General features: G+C 50.2%; 10 protein-coding genes and 1 pseudogene. 2 read left to right on the forward strand and 9 right to left on the reverse strand.

Annotated elements, in window-relative coordinates:
* Positions 1-327: 327 nt before the first annotated feature.
* Positions 328-1,797 (reverse strand): competence protein CoiA family protein, encoded by a 1,470-nt coding sequence (locus ACZ92H_RS12700; protein ID WP_465049621.1) that lies wholly within the window; start codon positions 1,795-1,797, stop codon positions 328-330.
* 441 nt (positions 1,798-2,238) lie between these two features.
* The gene (locus tag ACZ92H_RS12705; RefSeq protein WP_133990946.1) at positions 2,239-2,844 is read right to left on the reverse strand and encodes a hypothetical protein; all 606 of its coding nucleotides are present in this window, start codon (positions 2,842-2,844) and stop codon (positions 2,239-2,241) included.
* A gap of 354 nt (positions 2,845-3,198) precedes the next feature.
* On the opposite strand from ACZ92H_RS12705, the gene ACZ92H_RS12710 reads away from it, so the two are divergent.
* The gene (locus ACZ92H_RS12710) at positions 3,199-4,593 is read left to right on the forward strand and encodes a cyclodeaminase/cyclohydrolase family protein (protein WP_465049622.1); all 1,395 of its coding nucleotides are present in this window, start codon (positions 3,199-3,201) and stop codon (positions 4,591-4,593) included.
* Between the two features lie 377 nt (positions 4,594-4,970).
* On the opposite strand, the gene ACZ92H_RS12715 is transcribed toward ACZ92H_RS12710, so the two are convergent.
* Together ACZ92H_RS12715 and ACZ92H_RS12720 are read right to left on the reverse strand one after the other, a co-directional pair.
* The gene (locus tag ACZ92H_RS12715; RefSeq protein ID WP_465049624.1) at positions 4,971-5,879 is read right to left on the reverse strand and encodes a hypothetical protein; all 909 of its coding nucleotides are present in this window, start codon (positions 5,877-5,879) and stop codon (positions 4,971-4,973) included.
* Positions 5,880-6,506: 627 nt separating this feature from the next.
* On the reverse strand, positions 6,507-7,151 hold the full coding sequence (locus tag ACZ92H_RS12720; protein WP_465049625.1) for a DUF2971 domain-containing protein: 645 nt from the start codon (positions 7,149-7,151) through the stop codon (positions 6,507-6,509).
* Between the two features lie 981 nt (positions 7,152-8,132).
* On the opposite strand from ACZ92H_RS12720, the gene ACZ92H_RS12725 reads away from it, so the two are divergent.
* A complete protein-coding gene (locus ACZ92H_RS12725) occupies positions 8,133-11,060 on the forward strand; it encodes a toll/interleukin-1 receptor domain-containing protein (RefSeq protein ID WP_465049627.1) in 2,928 nt (975 codons plus the stop codon).
* A gap of 31 nt (positions 11,061-11,091) precedes the next feature.
* On the opposite strand, the pseudogene ACZ92H_RS12730 reads toward ACZ92H_RS12725, so the two are convergent.
* From ACZ92H_RS12730 to ACZ92H_RS12750, 5 genes and pseudogenes are all read right to left on the reverse strand, one after another.
* Positions 11,092-11,868 (reverse strand): annotated as a pseudogene (locus tag ACZ92H_RS12730) (IS3 family transposase); the annotation flags it as partial.
* A 114-nt stretch (positions 11,869-11,982) separates the two neighbouring features.
* Positions 11,983-12,144: a hypothetical protein gene (locus tag ACZ92H_RS12735; RefSeq protein ID WP_465049628.1), complete on the reverse strand. Its 162-nt coding sequence runs from the start codon at positions 12,142-12,144 to the stop codon at positions 11,983-11,985.
* Between the two features lie 218 nt (positions 12,145-12,362).
* Positions 12,363-13,319 (reverse strand): HNH endonuclease family protein, encoded by a 957-nt coding sequence (locus tag ACZ92H_RS12740; RefSeq protein WP_465049629.1) that lies wholly within the window; start codon positions 13,317-13,319, stop codon positions 12,363-12,365.
* A complete protein-coding gene (locus ACZ92H_RS12745) occupies positions 13,306-14,997 on the reverse strand; it encodes an AAA family ATPase (RefSeq protein WP_465049631.1) in 1,692 nt (563 codons plus the stop codon). The genes ACZ92H_RS12740 and ACZ92H_RS12745 overlap by 14 nt, the downstream gene beginning before the upstream one ends.
* A gap of 904 nt (positions 14,998-15,901) precedes the next feature.
* Positions 15,902-20,572 (reverse strand): NACHT domain-containing protein, encoded by a 4,671-nt coding sequence (locus ACZ92H_RS12750; protein ID WP_465049632.1) that lies wholly within the window; start codon positions 20,570-20,572, stop codon positions 15,902-15,904.
* Positions 20,573-20,853 lie beyond the last annotated feature (281 nt).

Consider the following 20,853-nt stretch of genomic DNA (forward strand, 5'->3'; position numbering starts at 1 on the left):
CACCGATTGCAGCACATCGCATAAACCTCAGTCCATGAGCTCACGCATTCATCCCCAAGCCTGCCCCTCCCCGAACATCCGCTAGGAAATCAAGGACTCCACCCTGTCCGCCCACTAGGCCGCCAAGGATGCCGACAAGGCCTATGCTTCGCGTGCCCATCGGGCCTGGCTTCGTTGCAGAAGCATTGCATCGCACATTGCGCGCTACGGCATAAAGTCGCACGAACGCCTGGGTAAATGGCAAAGGGTGGAACAGCTGAACTTCCACTGATCAATGATTCGCGTCCATCATGATGTGGACGCCAATTTGCATTCAATTCGCTATTACTAGGTCGGGCGATACCGTTTGATGTGGGGAACTATCAAATCCAGCCGTTTCAACGTCTCCATCGTAAATATGTGCGGCACGCCTTGAGCGACAAGTTGATGTCCAAATTCATCCGGTGTTTCTGGGCGGTCTAAGGGCCCGAGTGCATCAACAGCTTCAGACAGGGCCGCTTGGTGCTCCGATCCTTGCAGTTGGGTGTGGATCTCTTCATAGAGTACCGCGCGGCGAGGCCATTTTTCGTTCCATTGCCATCTATGTTCAGCACTCTGTACCATCGCCCTTCCGCCAGCGCCTACGCTTTTGATTTCAGCGGCCTTGGCGCGGACCACTGCTGAAATCTTCGTCTGTGGATCAGCTGGAACGATGTAACGCACCGTGCTTTCATTTGGTCTAAAAGGGCTTTTGGCCAAATAGTTGCGCGCTTCCAGAAATGCCACATATCTCCGCAATACACCGATAGGATCTCTGCCAGGTGCCCTCTTCACGCCAATCCATTCACGGGCCCAGGTAACGACGTGGTCAATTGTGAATCCTTCCTTGATGCCTTTACGTCGAGCGACGAAATTTTGGAAAAGCAGTGCTTGCCACAAGCGTGTTGGTGTTTCTAGCCCGGGAGTATCAAAGGTCGATGGCGCGATGTAGTCTGGCCAACCATCGCCAATCTGCAGTGTTTTTCGCCATTGGCGTTCTTTCTCTTCGTCAGGTAAAGCGCGATACGCGCTGTGGTTCGCAATTCGTATACGTTCAAGCTCCGATGTACGACGCCGGCTGGCCTCTTCCTCCCGCAGGATTTTCTTGTTCTTCGCGTCAATCTCAGTCTTTAACTGCTGCTCCAGTTCAATGCGGGCCGCCTGCTCGCCAGGAAACACCAGCCAATTTTTATGACTGTTTCCATCAATAACGCGTTTGCGTACCTCCTCTAGAACGAGGCTGGCCCCCATGCGCGGCATGTCTGAGAGGTCAATCTCTAATGCTGGGGCCCCTAGTTCTTGTAGTTTGCGCAGCTTGTCCGCGTCAACGCGATGCGTCACAAAGATCTCTAATAACAGACGACGTTGGCCTTTATAGCCGACTACATCAATTCGTAACCCGCCTTCAGACACCTCGCCGATAGCATGATCGAATCGTATGCGGCGAGCAACGCCCAGCACGCGATGACTATAGTGTATCTCTCCATCTACTGTGGGGCCGGAAGCTTCGATGACATAGGCTGGAACTACCAGGGCGTTGGCATCAAGGATGACCTGTTTACCCACTGCATGGATGGCGCTTTCTGAGCAGCTCTCCGAGCCAGTCTTGGCATGATGGGCGAAGCACCAAGCAATGGATCCTTTCCGCGCCACCAGCGCTGCGCCGCATCCTGGGCATACGCAGCCACATGCCAGGCCGCTCACTACTTCGGCCGGCGAAACCATCCGCCCACCAAGTAAGCCAAAAGGAATTCGCACCGAGGTAATCGGCCCCCTCATGGTCGAGACCTTGTGGCATACCCGACGTACAAGGAGGCTGGAAATAGTAAACTGCTCATAATTATCTTGATTCTGCCATGCGGGTGCGCGATATTTTCTGCCAATAGAAGCAAGACCGTAGAGCGCCTAAGTTATAGGAGGAGGCATGCTTCATCATCTCAGGTTCCTCGGGGCAGGTTTGGGCCGCATCGTGTTTAGTCAGGCTGTAGATACATGCTTGTTAATGGGGCAAGATGTGAACGTGTATAGGCAAATGTTGATGCTCGTCGAACAGGCGCTGCGTTGGCTCTGCTGTTCCCGCCGGTAGCGTGTCCGCTACGAGCACGGGCTGATCGCTTCGCTCGCTTGCAGGTATCCTCATTTGCCAGCATTACACTCAGCCGTTTTGTTAGTCGCTCTTAATCTGGATGAGCATAACTTGGGAGAGGTCGTAGGCCAGGCTCAAGATCTTGCTGCTTTCGGGATCGGATTTGCCCATTCAATCCTGCCGATCTCGGCGTTGTACATCAACGTGATCGGATTAATCTGGCGGCTGGAAGTGTCGAGCCCTGCGTCTGAAAGGATGTTGTCGCCTTCTTCATGGCAGCGTAAAACGAAATCCAGAAACGCATCGGTTCCAGCTGCGTAGTCTACGTTCTCAGTTTTCTTGGGAATAAGAAGTTTGAGAGTATATCCATTCGGAAGTTGTGCCCATATGGAGAACCCCATGGAAATCGGATCGCCGTTGTCTAACTTTCCAGCTGTGCCGAATAGGACAGGCTCTATTCTTGGCTCGTCCATGGTGCTTTTTGTAAGCTTGGCCAGTTCCCTCTTGAGTACCTCATAGTGGTCTTTTCCCAATTCTTTCAGCATTCCACCAAAATAGGAGCTGGCAATGAAAAGTGCTGATGCGGTGAGCATCGTCCACATTAATCCTGCCATAGGTCCGGGCGGTTCACGTTCCTCCAAATGAACTGTTAATGTTTCATCTTTTAATGCATCGGCAAATTGGTGGAATGACGCGTTGGGAAAGCCAGATGCATAGATGATGGCCAGCGTTGGTTTCATGATGATAATCTCGTCCAGATTTTGGTAGGTTTGATTGTAGATCTAGAATATGTCTACAAGGTTTGTGATTTTGTCACTTTTCAATCATGTTACATTGGCGTGATGACTATTTGGAATATATCTTGGTATTTAGTCGCAATCCCAAGACGTTGCACGATACTCAAGCCGATGAGCTGTTCCCAAAAAAAATATAGCGCAGGGCTCTCGGCCATCTATAGTTGTTCAGAAGCCATAATTGGCCTCAATGCCTGATTGACAAGAATGGCCTGCCAAATTAGCATCGAAACAGCCTGTACGTTGCCATCAATACACGTCTTTCTGCCATTTTCGCACCTCGAACTGCTAGGAGGTTCTGTGCAGCAATCGTATCTTTCACTCTCAACTCAAGCTCTTTTGTCCGAGTTTGGTGCTGGAAAAGATGTCCCCGGATCGGGCAGTGCAGCTGCCTTGAATGGACTTTTGGCCGCACAACTCATCGTGACGGTTTGTAAGATCACGCTGAGGACGGACGCGTACAAAAAGAGCCATGTATCGATGAAGCGGATTTGCACAAGGATAGAGTCTGTTTTGATTCCTGAACTTGAAAAGCTTCTGGATGAGGATTCTGCGACATTCCATGAGGCCAACGCTGAACGTATAGCTCGAGATAAGGCACTAGACCAGGAGTCACGAGAAAGACACGCAGCAGCTGCAACTGAACTGCTGAAGCCGGCGACAGCCTTGCCGTTCAAAATTGCAAAGCACTGCATCGAGTTAATTGACCACGCTGCGATCGTCTTTAAAGACGGCGCCAAACGCGTGCGAGGCGATACGGGAGTGGCGCTCAGTACAGCGTTTTCCGGAGTTCTCTCCTGCGTATTCATCATCAACCTGAATCTGAAGTCGTTCAAGCAAAATGCCTGGGCTCTTCAGCGACGTAAAGAATGTGATCAGCTGCAACGGGACGCGACCACCAAATACCAGCTCCTGATGAGTCAGCTTAGTGAGCTGCGGACCGAGGTGAATGCTGCAGTGACTCCGGTCGCAGGAACAGAACCAGTCCTCGCGTTGTTGGGTCGTGCCAAGCAGAATTACACCATTCAAGAAATCGAAGACCGCGCGAGGAAGCTGAGTCTCTTCATGTGGGAGCAGCAAAAGAGGCTGACGGACAGCTCTGCGCCGCCGGCCAACCCTATACGGCTACTCGACCCAGAAAAGGCGCTTGGCCTTCTTGGCTACAGCTTTGAACTTGCCGACACGCTTGGCACCAAAACCTCAAACGGCACCACTCTGGAAGTGGCCGGGATACTGGAAGCCCAACTAGGACGGGTCAGAGTATCGAGACAGATGCCGGCCGAGATTCGCTTGTTCACCTCTGCACACGAGCTAGGACATGTAGTCCTGCATCCACAGCTGCAAGAAGCCCATCGAGACAGGGCTCTGGATGGGTCCGACGTCTCGAAAGACCAGATAGAACGTGAGGCTGACAGGTTCGCCGCAGCGTTTCTGATGCCGGCAAAGCAGGTTCGTACCAGATTTTCCCAGACCTTCGGAAGCGCACCGTTCCGATTGACTGAGCCGACAGCGTTTGCACTCCTGGGCAAGGGATTACCCGAAGCTCGCCAGAAGCTGAAAACATACCGAGACCTCTCCCTCGAGCTGGCGCGTACTCAGCGCTTTAACGGTAAGAACATAATCTCACTCGCGGAACAATTCAGAGTATCCGTATCCGCCATGGCTATTCGCTTGGAGGAGCTGGAGTTGCTGTAGCCTGCCCTTCAGCGGAATTTACGCTGCCAGAGCAATACAGACTTAGGCATCGCGCAAATCAAGCCAGCCGAAGACTCGCTCGGTCAAATCGAACGAAATGTAACCATGGCTGTAGGCCCAAATGGTGAGCCTCTTTGCGCCGGTGCGGAGCGCGCGCAATGGTTCCCAATAAATGCTCGCACTGCGTGACTGTCCAAAAGTAACAGGCCTCACATCATGAGAAGGTATTCTCATGTTCCCTCCATTCCATCGAGTAACTGGTAATGAAGGTAAGCTTATCGAGCTCAGCGATGCCGAGAAGTGAGACTGGCGCAGCTGCCTGACTAATGACGGCTAACGCGCTATCGCGCAAACTTAGACTTAGGCATCAATTTGCGCTAGTTTGAGTCCCAGCTGAACTCTTGCAGATGGTTTGCGATCAAGTTGGAAAATTCATTTGCGAGGCCAGTGTCATCCAAGGTTTGAACGATCTCTAGCATGGCACGCAATCTCGCTGCGTCGCTTGGAAAGCGGCGCTTCCCTTGCCTAACGCGCGCCATCTCCTCTTGCAACTGTTCAACAACCTGAACATCGGCCCCAGACAAAACGTGACGCGTTGTCGATGCCGATTGAATTGCGAGGAAGGCGGCAGTATCTGCAGAGGAAGCAAGCACCCGGTTGCTTTCGCTCTCCCTCTTGATGTGGAGCGTGACATCCGCATTGAGAACTCTCCACGTAGCACTGAGACTTCGACCTGGCCAGCCGATAGTAACCAGTGAGTGGATGTACTCAACAGGAATATCTACGAACGCATCCGCAAATTTTTCTGCCAGCGTGAGCGTAAAGGCGCGGGCACAGGCGTTACCAGACTTACTTGTAGGAGCTGTGACCGGTGTAGACCAGCGGCACAAGGAGTCGAGGCCATCCCGGAATTCCTTTGTAATTGCGTCACCTGGTAGGTACTGAGGCGCTGGCAAGGAAGTGCGCAAAGTGTTGGCCTTTGCCTGGATTTTGACAACCAGTGACGGCTTAATTATCGCCACCTCCTTCTGGTCACGAAGCTCCTCGTAGGCATCTGCAACGAGTTTGCTGGCAGTTAGTCGAGATGTGTCGTTGTCTCTATGCCCTTTAAAGAAAGTGCCCGCTGCCTGCCTTTCCATACAGCAGGCAAACCACTCGGTCTTGCTTCGTTTATTGCGCGGCGTGCCGAGAAACAGGATTAACGAATTTACCAATGATTGATTCAGGGAAATTTCTCCCCAAGCGACCATGTCGGGACGCCCATCTGCCAAAGTCATTTCAGCCATAATCGCACCTTGATTGCCTCTCGGAAATACATTAAGTTTTTGCGCTAAACAAGCATGGGGTTTGCGGAACCCAGCGAATGCCAAGCAACTGGGATTATACTTGAGCGTGTGTGTTTATCCTGAATCGCCACCAGTCGCTTAGACTCTTCTGAACCATGGTTATTGGAAGGTGAAAGATCGATGGATCGTGTTTGTGCCCTGGGAGCCCTGCCAGACGCCAAGTGTGCGATCTCGTAGCTGCCTGATCCAACGACTAGATCGGGTCTGGCCAGTCTACCGCCCCCTGCCCTGCAGAGACTCTTGCCGCACTCAAGTGACGGCCGGCCTTCCCTCGCCGTAACAGACGACGAAGGATGAGATACTCCGCAGAGTCAGCAGTAGTGCGCCGGCTTCTAAGCGATATAAAGGCACAGTTGCCTACGACAGCTTGGACCGTCATCTGCTTGGCGCACTCGATGAGATCGAGGATTTTTTGTGCTAGCCGTGGGCCTGGCATCACGAGGTCTCCAACATGGTGCTCGGGGAGTCACACCATAACAGGAGCTTGCTATGCTAGCTTAACATCTACTTTTAGCGCGCTATACGAATGGGAGAATTTCCACGAAAATTGCTCTGCTAGTTTTACAACTATTTCAGATTGGTAACTCCCTTAATTATGAGCGGAGGATGATGCCTCGCTGTAGCCATCTCGAACGCTTTGAACGCCGCTCGAGTTTTTATGATCTTTACATCGAACTCGTTGTCATGCACGACCTCCGCCAGTTCAAGCTGGGAAGCTTTGCATCGTGCACCAAGAACAATTTCCCTAAGTTGTAGCGTCGGGCCAAAATTCCAATAGCTGTAGCCATCTGCCTCTGGCTGCTTGATGTTGTGAAATACCCGCCATTCCTCTTCATACGCCCACTGGGAGTACTTTGTTGATACCAGTTGTCGCAGAAGTTCTTCGGTAATTCCACGCATTGGCTTAGACTTATCCAGCGTAAATTCTCGCCGTTCCTGTACATATTCTACCTCTACGGGACCATTTTCTATAACATCGAAACCTAGACATATTCCAGTATGATTTTCAGCATAATGCCCCCACATGAGGGGACTCTTCCAGTGCTTTACCATGCTTACAATTCCGATACTGCGACCCCAATGCGAATGCAGGTACGCTGATAAATGTCGCCCGTCTTTTCCCGCAATGTAAGAACTCAATAGCTCAAATGGATCATTCAGCGTGCCGAATTGGCTGATCCGGAGCCGACGTGCTGGGATGATGAATTTCATGGCCGTTTCAAGTCTTGTCATGTGATAAAGGCGCATATTGTCTTAGTCCGATTAAGATTTTTTTGTGATTGGATTATATTAGCATTCTGAATCGTCACCAGTAGCTTAAACCCTCCTGATTCATTGTTCTTGCAAGATGAGAATCCGATGGATCGTGCTAGGAGCCTGGGCGTGCTGCCAAGCACATGGTGTGCGAAACTCGTAGCTGGCTGATCAAACGACGAGATTGGGGTCAGGCCTGTCTATGTAACCTGCCCTGCAGAGGCTTTTGCCGCGCTGAAGTAAAAATTCCACCATGAACGCTTGCGTGGCTAAACCTCTTGCAACGTTAACCCCGGCTTTCGCGGGGTGCGAAGCAATCGATTCGAGTTATCTTTCGCATCATTTCCGTTCTGCAGCAATGTATTTAAGTCAAAGTGTTGCGTTGACCGATTGAATCCGTACCCAGAAGCCGACATTCGCAGAATGGTTACAATGTGTGAGATTTTCCTCTTGGCAATTTGTTATTCTCTACGGTTGTTCGCATCCCTCCATTGACATGACCTGGAGATATCGCATCGTGTCTATCTCTTTGTGAAAATTAGCAATGTAATTATGGGAAGGCTCTGATTGCATATTGTCGCTCCCCTATTTTTTGCCGGAGGTGCTGTCCTGTTTACTTTCGATTTTAGAAGAAATAATCGAAAACTACTTACCTTCGCAGCTTGTCTGTGGCTTTTCTCAGGTGTATGGGACGATTTATCCGAAGGTTTCATAAATGGAGTGAACAACACCGATCCAGCAGTTTCATCTTCGCATGCCCCATAATATGCGCTTCTCTTTAGCCAAGTAGCACATGTAACTTGCATGGCGGCCGTTTGCGGCCAAAAGTGGTAATAGTAAACAAATATTCAAATATTGGTCTTTTTTCAGCAAGCAAGGGGCGATCACGAGATGCAGTGATCAATCCTCTAAGCTAACTAACTATAATTAAGAGGGCGCGTGCGAATTTTTATTTCTTACAGCTGGGACTCCGAAGACCACAAGCAGTGGGTGCAAAAGCTTGCTGACGATTTAGGAGAACTGGTTCCTGACCTTTACGTCGATTACGACCAACGCGGTATGGATCATCGCGTCGACCGCAATCAATATATGGAATCCGGCATCTTTGAAAGCGATGCCGTGTTAGTCATAGTTACCAAAAGCTACACTACTAAGGCCAACGCGCGTCAAGGGGGTGTCGGCCGAGAGACATCCATGGCCGCCGAACGCCACTGGAATGAGTCCAGCGCTAAGTCTCGAACGCGAATTTTGGCAATTAAGCGCGAAGCTGGTGCGGAAATGCCCCACTATTTGAAAGCAACGCTGTATTTTGATTTTAGTGACAAAGATTCGTACCGGAACGAGTTAGAGCGTCTCAAGCAGGAACTAGATTCGGTCAGTCCCCACACCGCCGAGCAGCCGGCCGTGACCACGTCGGATAAAACCGTCTCTGATGAGGAAGGAAACTACTCATTCACACGAAGTGACGATCTGCTTGCAGGTTGCTACAAAAGGCGTGCACCGCTGTGGGCTGGCCAAGACTTTTCTGGGCAGCGTCGCATTAAGTATGAGCTGTGGCGTGTGGAAACGCCGCAGCCGCAGCTTCTTTTAGTCTTGATGCAGAATATCAACATTCGTCAGACGTTAAGAGATTTTCTGTCCAAAATTACTGCTCTCCCCAAAGATTTACAGGACTTTCGCGAATTGACCGTGTTGCGGCCTTCTCCTGGCAAAGCGGACTACGTCGCAGAGTTAATTGCGCTGGAAGGTCATGTCGTCCGAGTCACCGAGCTCACCTTCAAAGACTATCTTGCCAAGTACTGCGTCGACTCGGACTCTCTCCAGTTCTCTGCCCCGTTTAAGGAACCGTTTTTCATTGATCAGACGCTGTACCGCGTTGATAGAAGTGAAACAGAGACACTGGGTCCCGCGCTTGCCCACCTCAAGTCGACCGTCACGAAGGAGAACAGCCCACCGCTGTCGCTGCTAGTTGCTTCCGGAGGTGCGGGAAAAACGACTCTGCTTAGAAGCCTTTCTGTGGAGATAAACGAGTCGGAGCACTCTCGGGTAATGCTCATCGAGGCGGACTCGCTCAAGAAACTATCCAAAGATCAACTTCGTCGATCGCATGTCTCTTCGCTATTTGAGCTGTGTGAGTTGCATGCCATGGCCTTGACTACTGCTGGGGCACCTCCAATGCGTATTCCGACGAACAAGAGCGTCTTTGATCTCCTCCTGATCAGCGGCAGTCTACTCATCCTGATCGATGGTATCGACGAGCTGCTCAGCATGATGTCTTCTAGCTTTGAGTTGGTTCCTTTCGTAGAATCAATAAAGGCACTTAATGCTGAGCTCGGTCAAACGCGTGTATTTCTGGCAGGACGGGAAGACACCGTAGGCACAACGGTTTCGTCTTTGCGCAAACACGATGTCCCGATCTATAACCTCAAAGGGTTTACCTCTAATGAAGTGGAGAGGTACGTCCGAAAGCGCTTCTTCAAACAGTCCCAAGAGGAGCGGCAAGCAATTGTTGAACGCGTTCAGGAAACGCTAAAGGCAGTGTCCACTGCAATGGGAGATGATGCGGTGCTCCCTTTCTTCGTTGATGTCTTGTGTGAGCTGGAAGAGGATGTCGAGTACAGCAAAACTCGCCTTAAGGTCGAAGGTGCGGTCCGGGATCGGATGGCGGATGCCGGTTACCCTCACAACGTTCGCGCGGTTGATCTTCTTGTCTTTGCGATCATTGATCGAGAGCGGGAGCGACAAGTCTGGAAGCCTTCAGCCTCCGGTCTGGTTGATGTGATGAAAGAGTTTTCCAGCACTCACTTCGGTACCGCAAAAATCGATGAGTTCACTGTTGTAGTGGAGACCTACTTGGGTGCGACCGCGACCAATTCATCCGTGACTGAGATTTTCTGCAAGAACCCCTTACTCCAAATTTCGGACGATGTGGTTAAGTATCGCTACGATTTTCTTCAATCTTATTTTTTAGCGCTGTGGCTTATTGAAAAGTTGGAGCTGCTCAGCACCTCCTCTCCAAATTTTATGAAACACCTCGCCCGCTTGGCAACTGGCCAGGGCGCAGTCTTCGAGGATCTTAGTCGCTTCTACGCAGCGAAGCCTAAGAATAAAGTCCAGGAGCTTCTCACCAGCGTCTACGCTACCTTCAAGGCAATTGCATTGAGCGAGCGCACAGAGCCAAACGTCGCTGAGTCGGCGAGATCCGCCTGTAGCAGCCTTTTACAACTTTTCGCGGCAACTGCGGGCAAGGGGCTCAATAGGAATGGTTTTAGTTCTGCCATTTTCTCAATTGCAGGCCAGGAGGTGGAGGGAAGCAGAACTCTGACAAAGGGTCTGTTTATCTCTGGGAACTTCCCCATGTTGCAGTTTGTGGACCGCGAGTTTTGGAACTGCCGATTTGTGGGGTATGACTCGTTCATCAAATGTCGCTTCAGCAACACGAAGTTTTACTACTCGTCATTCATTGCGATTCACGACGACAACCGCTCGCCCACGATGAGCCTCGGCATCTTCGACCTCGCAAGCTGCGATCTAGGCGAGATGTCTATTGCCCCTCTTGGAGACGGATCGAGCGGAGAAACCCTGCTATCTATAGAAGATATAAAAAAGTTCTTCCGCTATTTCTTCGTTGGCGGAGGCTTTGTCGCTAAGGCACCCAGCGAGGTATATAGATTCGCGAAATCTGGCGTAACTGAGGAGTTCATCGCGAAGCTCCTCGAGAAACACATTCTCGACGAACACCATATCAGAGGTCAGATTCGCTACGAGGTTGCGTCGTCTTTCCGACGTCCTGTGCAAAAGCTAGTCAATGAAAACAACCTTAATAAACAACTGCGCGAAGCATTCCGGGAATTCCTCGGGCGTTGAAGCTGGAGGTTAAACCCTGTGTTGGTAGTGGTCACCCCATCCCGGACACTACGTTAAGTTTTTTTTCGGCGACGGCCGGGGCCGGTCCCTGGTTGAACTGATGTGGCCATATCCAATTAAATCGGTGCATCCGGTAATGGTTGATGTCCCGTTGTGCCTCTTATGCCGTCATGTAACCGGTTGATGACAGCCATTCCGTTTTAAAGCTGACGAACGGGCGCTCCATCGGGGTGTTGTCCTAACAACTTCCTCGACGGCTCATGCTCTGTCATATCCGTTAGCGCCACAAGCGCTGACGGAATTTTCGGCTGACGTACTGGCTCCCCTGATCTGAGTGAAACAGCAACCTCTGTGGTCCACCTCGCTGCTCGTAAGCCATTTCCAGTGCTTGCACAACAAGGTCAGCATCAGACCGTCGCGAGAATGCCCAACCCACTGCCCGACGAGCGAATAAGTCCAACATCACAGCCAGGTAATACCATCGTCCTTGCGCCTAAACATAAGTGATATCGCCACACCAGACTTGATTTGGCGCTTCCCCCGTGAACTCTCGGTTGAGGTGGTTCGGAGTGTCGACTCGCTCAACCGTGGCCTGCTTATAGGCATGGCTGCCAGGCTGTTTGCAGACCAACCCTAACTCTTCCATCAAACGACTGATTTCGAAGCGGCCAATTGCCGTGCCTTCTTCGCGCATCATGCCCATGATGCTGCGGTTTCCCACCGAACTGCGGCTCTCGACGAACAGCTCGTGCACGCGGCTATGCAATGCCATGCGCTCAACATCAATGTGGCGGGTGCGCTCCCGATGTGCATTAACGTCGGCACGCCGCCGAATTTAGGTGCATCTTTATTGCCAAGTCGCTGGTCTCGGGTGTCTGAGCATGGTCCGCGGCTCGACGGGATCAAGATTATTCAGTTCGGATTAGTCGGCACGCGCCAGCACACGGTTTTCCGTGGATTTCGATATCTGCGAGTACTGTGCAATCCCTGCTTGCGTCATGCGCTTCTTGGATAGCTCGTCCACGGTCAGCGCCTTGACCGCGTCAAGTGCAAAAGGCCTATGCGCAGGACGCGACGGATCCATCTAACTTTTCTGGCCTTCGGCAAGGAAGCGCCCCAGTCATTTGCCCACGGTTGCTTCGCTCACAACGTAGCGGACAGCGGCCGTGCAACTCGACAGATGGTTCAGCAGAACTTCTTCGACTAATTCGCCTCGACGAATCCGGGCTAATCGGGCAATCTTATCAATACTCATGCCGTTGGTTTCGTGCAGTTAATGGCAACAAAGCATTGCTCCAGAGTCTAGCTCAAATACTTATCTGGGACGTGAAATGGTTGCCCGCCTAAAAGCATTTTCATACTCAATCCAGCTTTTGCGAGTTCAGTATCTACGCAAAGTATAGAGGCATAAAGATGATTAAATGTTACGTCTTTCAGGTAGCGCAAGAAAAGTTTATTCCATTTCAAGTCAGCTTCGATTTTCGCATTGTCGATCACCTGCTGGCTTTGCCCAGCGGCCAAGACACTTGAATAAATGTGCGCGGCAGAAATATATTCTTTTGTGCACTCTATGACGTTCAAAACATGTTTTGTTCGTGAGCGAACAAGACCGGATCGATTCAACCGGACAACGCTGAGTGTTGCGTCAGCGCGCCGAAAACTCGTACTAACCATATTTGTTTCCCTTGGTTCGAGGAAATACATTCCATCAGTCGATTTGATCGAAAGGAATTGCGCCGGCTCATCGACTGAGGGATCAAGTAGACTATGTCGCTCACTTGTGAGTGCCCCCGCATTCCTTGCGCGGCTAGTCTGATCTAGGAGCGGGAAGCAGTTTCCCTTCCCAGGCTCATTTTCAATATTTTCGCGATAGTCTGTACCGGCAGATCGATTGCAATGAAGGCATGCCGGTAGCAAGTTTTCCCACTGTGCCGCCAGCCACCAATAGCCTTCTTGATCTGGGTCATCGATTTTTACTACCTTCTTCTTCGGTCGAAAATGCTCGGTATGCAAATCCTCGTTGTCAAAGTTAGCCTCACAATATGCGCACTTGTTACCAAATAGCTCGCTCAAAGCGAATTTAACATCATTTTTTTTCTTGTAGACCTCAAATACTAACGTATCGCTAAAGTTTGCCCACTTTTTTCCCATATTTTTTTTTATGGTTTTTTTATTATTTTTTAGTTCAGCGATATATTCCACGCCAGTAGGGTCAAGCGATGGCGGCCGAGCTACTAACTCGCGCTTACGTCCTATCATTACTCTCCTCCTCTCTTAATTTTTCCTGGACAGTTTTCGCAAGCTCTTCGAGAGCACGTGCATTCCATTCTAATTTTTGATCTCGTTCTTCTATCACCCGATTAATTACCGCGTAACGCAATTGCTCTCTGCGAGTATCTCCTATAAGGTTGGAGTCTTTCATTTGAAGTTGCAGAGTATGCAGTCGTTGCATATCTTCTTTTGTTATCTCCCTTCGATCCCTATGCAATAACAAACTGACGTATTCATCATAATCCTGCTCCCATTCTTCGGAGTGTGTGCTTAACAGCCCGAACAGCGACGATGTTAGTAACTGATCAATTGATTTTGCTTCAGAATATTCATATTTAGAGTGGATCAGATCACCGTTTTTACTCCGCTGCAATACATGCACTTGTTCAGATTTTAACCCTCGTAAACATAATGGGTCATGCGTGCTGAAGATAATTTGTGCGTTTGGAAAAGCCTTGACAAGTTTCGGCACAATTCCAACGCGCCACATTGGATGCAAATGCGCATCCAATTCGTCGATTAGCAAGACACAACCGGCTCCGACGACACTCTCATTGACACTGTACAGAGCCTCCATCGCGTCAGTACAAAACGACACTACACTCTGCATGCCAGATGACATCTCGCGTAACGGATGTCCAGTACCGTTAGTTCGAATATGCAATGATTTCGTACTGACTTCTATATCCGTATGACCACTAATTAGCAATAAGCGCAAGACCTCCGCAATGTCCTGGCGTTGACTCGCAGTTAATTTTTTTAACCACCCCTGATAGCCGTTAATCCTTCCAGTATCATCAAACAGGGAAGTGAGCCGCACTATATTGTCTCGATACCGTGCATTCATGGTACGTCGTGACAACACTCTGAAAGGCCCATAGCCAAATACTTGAACACGATGGAAGTGTCGGCTTTTGAATCTTGCCGAATTATGGTCAAACAGCAAATCGGAGCTTTCCTCTGTACCCCAGAACTCAACTCGTATGTTTCCAGAATCCCCCCACTTTCCAACGACCTTCCGAGCATCAGGGACGACTTTGTGTGCTTCCTCTGGCCCTGCTAACGCCAGGCCGATCGCCTGTAACACAGAGGTTTTACCTGTCGAATTTTCGCCGACGATAGCCACGCAATTCTCAGTACTTTCGGGGAAGTCTATTTCAAGTAAGTGCACGCCTTTGAAGTTATTGATCGTGATTCGTCGTATTGGACGGAACTGCGATGTACTTATTCGCCCCTCGTCCACGTCTATTAAGACCTCTGCGCCAGGGTTGCGTAGCTGATATGAAATTTCTCGGAGATGTGGAATTAGTAAGCGAACAGATTCTAAATTGATGCCGAGCCTAATAATTTCATCAAGGATCTTTAATCCATTTGATTTAAGTGACTGACGAAGAAAGATATAAATGCTGCCTACAAATGGTGCTCCGTCTGCAAGGTAAGTAATCAGATGATCGGAAATTTGAGCGAAATCATTCAATCGAAGTGATGGTGTCAAGAATGCCAGAAAATGGCTAATTGTACTTTTTCTTTGGGCGATAAGGCTCGCGCGATTTAACTCCAATATTCTAATAGTTTCGCGCGCGCGAGGACCTATTGGTATAAGAATTCCATCTTGGTTTATCTTGAAAAACTGTTCAGGGTGATCATAGCCCGGATCGATCAGCATGCCTTCTTCCCTCTGGCGTAAAGCGTCTAGGGAAGTCCCCATATGAACGTCATCCCGGCTAGGGAACATGTTTCGTTTTAGGTGACTGCAAGTGGCACAGCATATAAAAATATTCTCCCATTCATCTGCAAGCCAGACGTAACAGGACTGAGCAACATCTCCATTCTGACGTTCCGCAGCGAATGCTGGGCGAAACCAATCCACCACACCTGGCTCAGCATCGAGCCTGACTTCGCAGTACGCACACTTTCCACGGCAAACTTCGATAACAGGTGTTCTGGTGGCTATTCGAACCAGTTTTTGAAGAGCGTAGATTTCCTCACGAAATTGTTGATTTTTGCTTATTCGTTTTAATATAACCTGCTTCCGGTCTATTATGTTTTTGTGAGTTAGGCGGGAAGGAGGGGTGGTTGGCCTAGGTATAAATCGCATATTTTTTGGTTATTTTTTGACGGGAGATGTGTAATTTTTACTTAAATTTAGAAAGGAAGTTAGTTGGCCAGTAATCGAACAAAAAGGTATCAAATGAATTGCACACTTCACCAGTTCGGTGTACTGGCAATGGTAGGAAAGAGGTAACGGACAACAATTGGTTGTGTCGGAATTTAATTGCCTCTATAATATTACGCTTAGAAGAAAGCATGCAAATCTCGCCAATAGTCACAAAAAATACTGATTGCCTGGCCAAGGCGGAGGCATGTCAAGAGGCAGGTACAGCACTCAACTTCTATTTTAGCGCATTCAAACAATGGGGAGCTGCTGCATGCCTTAATGGCAGCGACAGGCGTCGAGGTCATATTGATTTGGCGCACTCATGAACCAAGCTATCTTTTTTAGGGCTGGGTTCGGGAAATTTTCAGGAGTACGAGCTATTTTTTGGAAAAATAGTCCACTCAGCTAGTTGTTAGCCGATATCGAGTCCAGCAGACACCGCATCCAATAAGGTGATACGCACTGCCCGCCATTGATCAGAAATCGCGTCATAGCCTGCAACTGGAAGGCGTTGGTTAGTGCCGAATGCGGCAAGAAGACCAAGAGTTTTATTGCGAGCCTCTAGATTTAGCTTACCTGCGGCTGCAAGGTAGCGCGCAAAACTGCCACTAACACTCGGGGCAACGTTCTGTTCGATCTTTGCAGCAAGTAAAATGACAAGCTCAGTATCTCGTAAAAGTCTTTCCTCTATCACCAAATTGGTAGTATGTTGCGCGTCAAATCGCGTATACATCCCACGGGTTACCATAGCCTCTAGCAACACACAAAAATTAATGCTATCGGCACGCTTAGCTGCAATATGTATGGCAGCTGCCCAATCTGCGAACTCTTGGCCAAGTGTTCCAAGTTCAATGGGGAACGGGAGTTCTCTGGCGCCAGGGGCAAATATGGCGAGTATAATAGCGTTTGCCGCACTAGGTGCATCCTTAAATGCTTGAGTAAGTCTTTCAAGCACATTCACGTTGCCGCCAAAATGGTCGCGTAAGATATACCCGACATCGGCATTGATAACAGCCTGGTTGTTGCCATGTTCGCAGTTGTAAATTGTGTCCCAGCAATGGGCTAGCAGCAAGTCGCTCCCGGGACGCTCGGAGGCAAGTGCTTGCAAGGCGGCCACCGTCCGCGGAATGTTCCCGGCCTCTGCGATATCGAGGAACGCCGCTCTTGCGGAGGGCGAAGCATATGGTGCCGTAGAGAGAATTTTAGCAAGAACATTGTCACTAATAATGGATTTTAAGCGTGTTTTTAATGTGTCGCCGAAGGCTGTTTGGAAGTCACTAAATCGCTCACAAATCAGTCTCTCAACTGAGGCAATGCCCTCAATGAGGTCCCCAATTTCGACCGCTACAGGTTTACCATGTTCCTCAAGGGCAGCTAATGCACCGAGCCGGCCAATAGTCACGAGTCCAGCCAATGCTGTGGCTCGCACAGATTTAAAGTCAATACCGACCGCAATTGCACTTGCGAGAAGCGCCTGCTCCGCGGTATCGTGCGCCTCCTGCGGTAGTGACCGGTGGTATGCAATGACCATACGTGTGCGAAGCTCAGGATCGGTTTCCAACATGCCGCGAGCCAATACGGCTTCAAGCACTGTTCCAGTCCCTCCTGCGGCTGCGACCTCAATTATTTGCGTGCGTAGTGTGACCGGTAAGGGCACCGCTGTGTTGAACAGCGCAGGTGAGAAGTCAGGGTCATCTACATAACTGGCGGCTATTGCCGACAATGAGCCATTCGACTCCTGCATGCGCTTAAATGCAAATTCGCGAACGCTAGGATGTGCTCCAAACTTACCGAATAGATCATCTGAAGGATCTGCAATGCCGCTCAATTGATCGGGGAAGGCGAAGATTGCAAAAACCGCTTCATTATCCGAGTAGTCGCATCCGCATGCTACTAGCCCTCTGGCCAGTAAATCTCGCCGAAGACTGGAGCGGTTACTCATCCGAATTAGGCGTTCGCGTGCGGCTACCTTGTCCTGCATGAGTTGAGGAAGAAGACTTGCCAAATCAACCAGTTCTTCATCAGCTTCCTTGATGAGAGTGTCAAATACAGACTTAAGCTCAGAATGGTCACGTCCCCAACCCGCTAGTAATGCAGTTAGTGCCCAGTAACGTTCAAAGTTTCCTTTCTTTGCATTAATGGTTTCAATTAATACTTCCGCTACTTGAAAGTCTGCGACCCAAACGACGTAACTCTGCAGGCAATGCATTTTGATGAGTCTGCTCTCCGAATTACACCAGTAGGCGTTAGCAGCAGCGCGGATTTTCGGATCGCTTGCAGCGAATCGTCCAACATGAGACCAGCAGTGTCTGTCACCTGGGGTACTGAACGGAAAATTTCTGTGAAGCTCATTGAGAATCCAAGCGCGGACATCGGTGCGATGTACAGGCGATTCCAGAAGGTAGGAAACCGCATTATGATATTCCCAAAGTGACTCGACTCTATCAGATGCACGGCGTAACGCACTTTTGATGAGTTCGTCATCTCCTGGCCAGTATTTTATCAACATAGTCGAAGCAAGTTCTTGATGCGGATAGGACGCGCCGGACCAAAATGATTGGCAGCGCAGCGTTTCATCACGTGCTTCGCTTGATGCATTTCCTGTCGCTGCAAGTCCAAGGATTCCGATAAGCCGTAACTCGACATTCTGCGAGTTGCAAGCTTCCTTGAACAGCGGCAGTACTTCAGGCTCGTTCATCCAACCGCGTGCAAGGCTCTCCAGTAATGCTGCCGCCGCGGCGAGATCTCGTGAGGTGGAAAGAGCTGCGAGCAATCGCTCACAAGGACTACGTGACGGCGAAAATGCTGTGGCATAAGCCGCGGCGGCAGCGCGCTGGACGCCACGGTCCTCGTCAAACATTGCCTTAAAAATAACATCTTGGAGTTTTGTTGTCGGCCCCCATGCTGCAAGTGAACTGATCAATGACGCGCGGTCATAAGGGCGTGTTGCCGGTAGCCAGGAAATGAGGTGTTGCTCCATCTCGACTCTTAGCGCTGGATCCGCGATTCCTTTCAGCGTCGATGCCAGAGCCTCCTGGCGCGCGGGCAACCAATCCTCTGTTTCAACCCGAGATATCGTCGAGAGAGCCAAGCGTTTTGTGGTTGCGGTAGAACGAATAGTCGCACCGAAAGCAATGTCTCCGAGAAGGAACTGTCGGTGGTATCTCTCAACCTCATTTGCAACAGGAGTTTCAATAATTGCGACCAATGTCTCGAATTCGTCACGTCGCTGGATTCGACCAAGAAGGTTTGTAATAACGTTACGCCATCGACTTTCGCCGGCTTGCGTACCGACAAATGTCTTGATTTCGTCAAACGGCCAAGTAGCAATATGTTCGGCACCGAGAAATTCTTCGAAACTCGCATGCACAAACCCGACTTCTGAGGGCGATCTTTCGACGATTAGGCCCTGTGTCTCTGCATTGATCGACAATATTTCCTTCGCTATAGCAACAGCTTCAGTATCGGCGAGGTCAAACCCTTCAGCGGAGGTAAGATAGGTGCGTAGTATGTCGCGGGATGCAGTCAGTGACATACCTGCTCCACCTGTCTGTTCGCGTATTGCGAATGCCAGTCTTGCAATAACAGCCCTCGTCTGGGACGGATCAGAAGCATGGCGAAAGCGAGGTACGGTATCGCCTGATGCGGTCGCACGACTAATAGGGTGGACCTCAAGGAGAACACGAACTAATTGATCATAAATATCGTTCCTGGTACGCGGAAGAATTTGGCCTCGGAGCGCTAGCGTCACCAACCCTATGAGAAGCAATGGCACGGTAGCGAGTGCTCCTAAGTTCGCATCGCGTGCTAATTCGCCCATGAATCGTCTAGTTCGAAGACTTGACTCAGTTGGGATAGATTCCCCATGTCGCGTGGTAAATCTTGTAAACCAACGTCCAGCAATTTCACTCTGCTGCATAGCTGATAGCGGTGCGACCGTAGCACGTTTCCAGCTGGTAGGAAGTGTTCCAATCCGACTTAATCCACGAGGGCGTCCTGAAACGATCACGGGAATGGTATGTGCTTCCACGGTGGTCACGAGCGCGCTAAGTGTGGCGCGAGCAGCTTGTTCGCTACCCCACTCATCAAGTCCGTCAACGAGTAAAAGTACCCGCTGGTTGTCAATTGCACGGTCTAGGAGATCAACTATCGAACTAGTAAGCAACGGTTGAAGCGAACGACGGACAATTTCTTTGATTCCAATTGCATTGCCATCGCGCGCAACCTGTGCGGACCAGAGTGCAAATGGGATATAGATCGGAATGTGCTGCCCCCAACGATCCGCGAGTTCTGGAAACTGTTCTTGGCTATTCAAAAGATCTAGTGCCATGACCCGTAGCAGCGTGCTCTTGCCACATCCAGCTTCACCAAGGACGACTAGGCGATGTCCCTCTGCAAGCCATTCAGTTATTGTTGTTCGACGCATTCGAGTTGCGACTGTCGTCTCGCCTCTTGCTGCAGCTGCTTCAGAAGGTGCGTAGGGAGATTTTCCTGTATTAATGGCATGGTGTTCATCGGTAGACTTGTCTATGTTTGTGCTGTCAACGTGCAGTACCGTTTCCCGTATTAGAACGTCTGGTTTCAAAAAACGATCAAGTAACGATAGGGCCGGCCTGCCATCGTCGTCATTGATCGTCCCAAAACTACCAGGATCAACAAAGTGGAACTGGGCTTGATAAATGCCAGCAAGTTGCGAGCGGACGCGGGCAAAATCAGCGCCGTCAAGTCGGCCACTAAGTTTGTTGGAAGCGTCCTCTCCCAGCAATGCTAAAACCCAAGGTCGTCCGAAAAAATCGTCTATTAAGTCAGGATGTTGTCGAAGTCGATTCGTTAATTCTTCACCATCCATAACCGTTAGGTTAATCCCCTGGTCGGCCAGCCGCTTACACTGCTGCTCTATCGCTTCCTGCTGTTTGGCTGAACGCAGCGATGCCTGAACGGCAATGCTCAGGTGCGCAGTCCGGCTAGCCCAACCGCCCTTAAGGAACAAGCTAACTGCATCGCGCAATTTGCTGGGGCTGAAGGTGTGGTGGCGCTTGGCCTGGAGGCAATGGTAATGGCCGTCGAGTTGGCGCGCATACATATCGATGCCTTCCTGTGCTTCTCCCTGCCGTCCATATCGCGCGCAGTGCTCGACGTTTGCATCAAGTGAGATTATTCTATGACACAGTCGCTCAAAGTTCTCCCAGGTCAACGCATCGAATGGTAGCAGCTGAAGACGTGTTGCCACAGGAGGTTGGGCTGGTACAGAGTCGGGTGGGCCGAGAGCTGCGAGGTGGACTGCACTTGGAATGGAGGTTGTCATCTTGGCATTTTGGCATGGCAGCAATGACCTAGCAATCCCTCTTTCCCGAATTCTATTCT

It is taken from the genome of Janthinobacterium foliorum (genome assembly GCF_978021625.1).

Excerpts from the sequence above, each read along its gene's own strand:
- ACZ92H_RS12700 (WP_465049621.1), bottom strand. The coding sequence starts at position 1,797 with ATGAGGGGGCCGATTACCTCGGTGCGAATTCCTTTTGGCTTACTTGGT.
- ACZ92H_RS12705 (WP_133990946.1), bottom strand. The coding sequence starts at position 2,844 with ATGAAACCAACGCTGGCCATCATCTATGCATCTGGCTTTCCCAACGCG.
- ACZ92H_RS12715 (WP_465049624.1), bottom strand. The coding sequence starts at position 5,879 with ATGGCTGAAATGACTTTGGCAGATGGGCGTCCCGACATGGTCGCTTGG.
- ACZ92H_RS12720 (WP_465049625.1), bottom strand. The coding sequence starts at position 7,151 with ATGAAATTCATCATCCCAGCACGTCGGCTCCGGATCAGCCAATTCGGC.
- ACZ92H_RS12735 (WP_465049628.1), bottom strand. The coding sequence starts at position 12,144 with ATGGATCCGTCGCGTCCTGCGCATAGGCCTTTTGCACTTGACGCGGTC.
- ACZ92H_RS12740 (WP_465049629.1), bottom strand. The coding sequence starts at position 13,319 with ATGATAGGACGTAAGCGCGAGTTAGTAGCTCGGCCGCCATCGCTTGAC.
- ACZ92H_RS12745 (WP_465049631.1), bottom strand. The coding sequence starts at position 14,997 with ATGCTGATCGATCCGGGCTATGATCACCCTGAACAGTTTTTCAAGATA.
- ACZ92H_RS12750 (WP_465049632.1), bottom strand. The coding sequence starts at position 20,572 with ATGTATGCGCGCCAACTCGACGGCCATTACCATTGCCTCCAGGCCAAG.